Source organism: bacterium, assembly GCA_027622355.1.
Taxonomy (GTDB): Bacteria; UBA8248; UBA8248; order UBA8248; family UBA8248; genus JAQBZT01.
Map to the genome: position 1 here is coordinate 1 of JAQBZT010000209.1, position 5,356 is coordinate 5,356.

Annotated in this window: 6 protein-coding genes; all 6 read right to left on the reverse strand. The window is 61.7% G+C overall.

Annotated elements, in window-relative coordinates; genetic code table 11:
* Nucleotides 1–173: 173 nt before the first annotated feature.
* A complete protein-coding gene (locus O2807_11500; protein MDA1001123.1) occupies nt 174–1,601 on the reverse strand; it encodes an MlaD family protein in 1,428 nt (475 codons plus the stop codon).
* A 2-nt stretch (nt 1,602–1,603) separates the two neighbouring features.
* Nucleotides 1,604–2,428: an ABC transporter ATP-binding protein gene (locus O2807_11505; protein ID MDA1001124.1), complete on the reverse strand. Its 825-nt coding sequence runs from the start codon at nt 2,426–2,428 to the stop codon at nt 1,604–1,606.
* 11 nt (nt 2,429–2,439) lie between these two features.
* Nucleotides 2,440–3,249, reverse strand: a complete 810-nt coding sequence (locus O2807_11510) for an ABC transporter permease (protein ID MDA1001125.1) — start codon at nt 3,247–3,249, stop codon at nt 2,440–2,442.
* Nucleotides 3,250–3,582 (reverse strand): STAS domain-containing protein, encoded by a 333-nt coding sequence (locus O2807_11515; GenBank protein MDA1001126.1) that lies wholly within the window; start codon nt 3,580–3,582, stop codon nt 3,250–3,252.
* Nucleotides 3,582–3,989, reverse strand: coding sequence for an ATP-binding protein (locus O2807_11520; protein ID MDA1001127.1), 408 nt, complete (start codon nt 3,987–3,989; stop codon nt 3,582–3,584). The genes O2807_11515 and O2807_11520 overlap by 1 nt, the downstream gene beginning before the upstream one ends.
* 14 nt (nt 3,990–4,003) lie before the next feature.
* Nucleotides 4,004–5,356, reverse strand: a 1,353-nt coding sequence (locus O2807_11525; GenBank protein ID MDA1001128.1) for a SpoIIE family protein phosphatase, incomplete at its 5' end; no start/stop codon positions are given.

Here is a 5,356-nt window from a genome sequence, read left to right on the forward strand (position 1 = left end):
CTTTTTCGCGGAAACCGCATAGTCGATGACAAAGTGCCGGGTCTCGGGGATGCGGTCTCCGCCGACCCCCAGACACCCGGTCAAGATGAACACGAGGGCGGACAGCAGGGCCGCATGGATTGCCCCCGGCCCACCGGCTCCTTTGATGAGGTATCCCGTCATCAACTGGCGCACTATCGGAACTCCCTTGGGGGTGTGGGAGGCTTGAAAATGAGCGTCGCGGGCCGCTCCCGCAGCGCGTTGGTGAAATCATTCAGGTTCGAAGCCGTATCCCGCAAATCGCTGATGAATATCTGAATGTCCTCCCGTTTCGAGGACACCATTTCGTCGAGCTGGCGCATCAGGGAGTGGGCGCGCACGAGGGCGAGGCGCAGCTCCTCGCCCGCCTTGCGCAGACCCTTCGAATCAGGGCCCGACAGCTCGGCCAAGATGGTGTCCATCCGCCCGCTCAGGGAGGCGAGGTTTGTAATCGCGGATTTCAGATTCGTCTTGTTGTCGCGCAAAAGATGATCAATTCCCTGGGCCGCGCCCTGGATCGAGCCCATCGTCGCGTTGAGCCGGCCCGCAACCTGCTTGAGCGAGCCGCGCGCCTCCCCGCCCAGCGAGGCCACCTGTTTTTTCGCCTCGGCGCCGATACCGCGAAGCTCTTTTTGCAGATCCTTGCGGATGTTCGCGATCTCCGCCTGCAGGGAAGCCCCCGTTTTGTCCACGAGGGTACCGCCCTGCGCAATTATTTTTTCCAGCTCCGCGCCAACACTCTCGAGCCGCGCCAGCAGGCGGCCCACGCCAGCCAGCCGCCCCCGCGCATCCTTCACGAAAGCTGTCGAATCCCCCGCCAGCGATGCATAGGCCTGTACGGCCTTGTTGATTTCGGACAAAGAGCCGCGCGCCGCCTGCATCGTCTTGTTCACCTCCGCCGCCGCCGGCCCCATATACTTCTCCACCTGGACCGCCGCCTTGGAGATGGCGTTCAGAAAGGAGATGACCTTCTTCTCGTTCTCCGCGCTGGCGATATTTTCCATCCGCTGGACCACGCGGTTGGTCGTGGCGAGCACCTGGCGGACATTGCCGCGGATATCCGTGATCAGCCCCTTGGCTTCCTTCGAGATGACATCCGCCGTTTCGCCGAGCCCGCCGAGAACGCCGCGAAGATTGCCCGCCACGCCCTTCGCCTCGTTGATCACATCCTGAAAGCTCGACGCCTCGGTCCCGCGGATTTCGGCTCCGGAGGGAAGCAGCGGCGAATCGGGCGTCCCCAGCGAGAGCGAAAGGTACATCGAGCCGGTAAGACCCACGGCCGTCACCTGCGCCTGGCTGTTCTTGCGGATGGGCGTCCCCTTTTTGACGCTGATGGCCGCCTCCATGAGACTCGGATTTTTCTCCGATATGCCGACAAACTCCACCCGGCCGACCTTGAGACCCCCGAGGCGGACCAGGCTTCCGTTCTCCAGCCCCGCTACGTCGGAGAAGTAGACCCGGTAGATCACCTCCTCGCTGCTGATACCCAGTCCCGTCAGCAAGACCACAAAGAGTGCCAGGATCGCCAAGCCGGCGGCGACAAAGATCCCCACCTTGAGTTCGTTGCCGCTGCTTCTCGTCATGCTCAGAGCTCCCTTTTCCCGCCCGCCGTCAGATATTCGAGATACTGGCGCGGGTCCACCTTCTCATTGTCCGCCTCGCGCCGGAAGAACTGCTGGACGCGGGAATGACCGATCTTCTGCACCTCCTCCAGCTTCCCAATGGCCACAGCCTCACCCTTGAAGAGCATGAGAACGCGATCGGCGATCCTCTTGACACTCTCCATCTCATGGGTGACGACCACGATCTTCATCCCGAAGGTATCGCGCAGGCGGAGAATCAGTTCATCCAGGCCGGCGCCCGCGATCGGGTCGAGGCCCGCCGAGGGCTCATCGAAGAAAAGCACCTCCGGGTCCATGGATATGGCCCGGGCGAGCCCCGCCCGTTTTTTCATGCCGCCCGAGAGTTGGTCGGGGCGCAAGTTTTCGAATCCCGCCAAATCCACCAGCCCCAGCTTCATGCGGACCTGGATGTCGATCGTCGTCTCGGGAAGAGACGTAAACTCCCGTAGCGGGAGAGCCACATTCTCGCCCACGGTCATCGAATTAAAAAGGGCGCCGCCCTGATAGAGAACGCCCATCCGCCGCCGAATCGCCGCCCAGGAAGACTCGTCCAGCCTCACTGTTTCCTGCCCGAAAACCCGGATCGAGCCGCCCGAGGGCTCCAGCAGCCCGATAATGTGGCGCAACAGGGTGGATTTGCCGCTTCCGCTCCCCCCGAGGATGACGAAGATCTCCCCCTTGTAGATGTCGAAACTCACATCCTGGAGAATCTTTCGCTCCCCGTAGTAGGTCTCCAGGTTCCGCACCTCGATCACCTTTTCCGGACCGGCTTCGGAGTTCTCGGCCAAGGCGCGCCCCCTTACTCAATCGCGTAGAAGAAGATGGTGAACACAAGATTCGCCAAAATGACGAGAAATATCGAGACCACCACCGAATTCGTGGTCGAGCGGCCCACCCCCTCGGCCCCGCCCTCGACATGAATCCCCAGAAAGCATCCGACATACGCTATCAGAAAAGCGAAGACCGCGCTTTTCGTCAGCCCGCGCATCACATCTCCGAAGCCGATGGCCTCGATCGTCTGGCGAATGTATTGCCAGGAGCCCAGATCCACCACCGAGACCCCGATGACCCAGCCGCCGAAGATGCCTGTGAAGTCGGCGATGAGCGTCAGCATCGGCACGGCGATCACCATCGCCACGATCCGCGGTACCATGAGGAACCGCGTCGGGTTCAGCCCCATCGTCTGGAGGGCGTCCACCTCCTCCGCCATCTTCATGCTGCCGATTTCGGCCGTGAAGGCCGATCCGCTCCGGCCGGCGACGATGATGGCCGTGAGGAGCGGTCCCAGCTCCCGCGTCATCGAAAAGGCCACCGCGTTGGCAATGAGAAGGAGCTGGCCGAACTGGCGCAGAAGCGATGCGCTCTGCAGCGCGGAGATCATCCCGACGAATAAATTGATGAGAACGACGATGGGCACGGCTTCCCAGCCGATGCGCACCACCTGCAAGATGACCGTGCGCCAGCGGATGCTCCCCCGCCCCCTCCAGGAGGCGACAAAGGTCCAGAAGAAAAAATCCTTGAGATAGGTCCAGGCATCCTGCGCCAAGGCGCCTGCCGAGAGGGTCTTCCGCCCCAGCTCTGTCAGGGTGCCAGCCAGAGCGGAACGCACTTATCGGCCCTCTTTCGCTTCATCGAGACTGGGGTAGATTTCAAACACATCCACCAGCCGGGCCAGATCGAACACCTGCTTCACCTTGGGCGTCAGCGATGCCAGACGGAACTGCCCGCCGTAGGACATGGTCTCCTGAAGTCCCTCGACAAGGGTGGCGATCCCTGAACTGTCCATGTAGCTGACGCCGCTCAGCTCGACCACGATCGGCGATGTCTTCTGCCCCGCCAGTTTCATCAATACATCCCGGACCGTAGGGGAGTTCGACATATCCACCTCGCCGCTCAACTGCACAAGCGTGACGCCATCCTGCATTTCCGTCCGTATTTCCATTATGCGGAATCCCCCTTCGCGGACAGGTGCTTCTTCATATGAAGCCGGGTTCCTTCCTCGCCGCAATCCTCGAAGGTGACATCGTCCATCACCTCGCGGATAAAATGAACACCCAGCCCTCCCGGGCGCACATCGGAAAGATCCCGCGGCTGGATCCTGGCCGGATCGACCTTTTTCCCGAAATCGCGCAGCACAATCACAATATCGCCGTTCTCGATCCTTCCTTCGCAGACGATCGGCTTCTCGCACGGTCCTTCGTAGCTGTGGCGGATGATGTTCGTGCAGGCCTCATCCACGGCGAGCACCACCCGGCAGCCCGCCTTCTCGTCCATCCCGGCCGCCGCGCAAAAGCTTTCGACCGTCGCGCGCATCAGGCGGAGGCAGCATGGCTCCGCCGGGATTCTCATCTCAAATCGCTCCATCATCCCTGCCCCATCCAGGATACGGAAACGAGCGTCATGTCATCGGTCTGGGCGGCGCCTTTGCTATATTTCCGTACCGCCTTTAAAACAGTGTGAAGCAGGCCCTCCTCCAGCGCCGCGGGCCGGGCGGCCACCTCCATCAGCCGCACATCGCCCCAATCCTCTCCCTTGAAGTTGCGCGCATCGCCCACCCCGTCCGAGTAGAGGAGGACGCTCTCTCCCCGTTTGAGCTGGATCACATCCTCCCGGTAGCGGACGCGGGGAATCATCCCCAGGGGCGGGCCGCTGGCCTCGCCGACAAAGGAAGCACCGCCCCGCAAGTTCGCGCAAATGGGGGGGAGCTGTCCCGCGTTGGCGATGCGCAGCTCTCCGCTCTCGGGGTCGAAGATCGCATAGGCGAAGGTCACGAACATCCCCCGCATCTTATTTTCGCTCAAATCCTGATTCAGCGCATCGAGCACTTCATTGGCCGGGCTTCCCGCCGTAGAGAGGAGACGAAACTCGCTCACGACCCGGGCCATGTAGAGAGAGGCCGGAATCCCCTTGCCGGAGACATCGCCCAGGCAGAGCCCGACCCGCCCATCCGGAAGCCAGTGTGCATAATAAAGGTCACCGCCCACCTCCTGCGCCGATTTCGTATAGGCGTCCAGCCGGAAGCGCCCTGCCTCATCTTGCGGCAATTTCAGGGGGAGAAAGCTTTTCTGAATCGAGGCCGCCAGGTCCATCTGCTGGTCAATGAGATGGCGCCGCAGTTCCACCTGATGGAGGCGGGCGTTCTCCACGGCGATCGCCACCTGCCTGCAGAAGGCCGCGAACAGTTCCAGATCCTGTTCCGTGAAAGGATGACCGTCCCGGTGGTTGAGGACTTCGCTCACCCCCACGATGCGGTCGCTCACGATCAGCGGGGCCGCCAGGATGGATTTCGTTACAAAACCCGTCCGCTCGTCCGCGCCGGAGTAAAACCGGGGATCGTTCTGGGCATCCGCCACGAGCAGGGGTTCACCCGTCCCCATGACGGTTCCCGCGATGCCTTGCCCCTTTTTTACCTGGATGGTTTTGAGCACTTCGACGCCGACCTCGCCCACCGCCAGATCGAATTCCAGGCACTGCTTCTCCTCGCTCCAGAGCAAGATGGAGGCCGCCTCGGCGTCCATTACCTTTTTCGCCAGCTCCATGACCTGATTCATGACTTCATCAAGATCGAGGTTCGAGGAAATCAGGGAGGTCACATCGATCAGGCGCGAGAGGTTATCAACGCGGATGCGGAGCCGGGAGAGTTCCCCGGTATCATCAATGGGGACAGGGGCATCGTGCGCAGCGGTGGCGGACATTCGTGGACCCCCCTGTCGTGA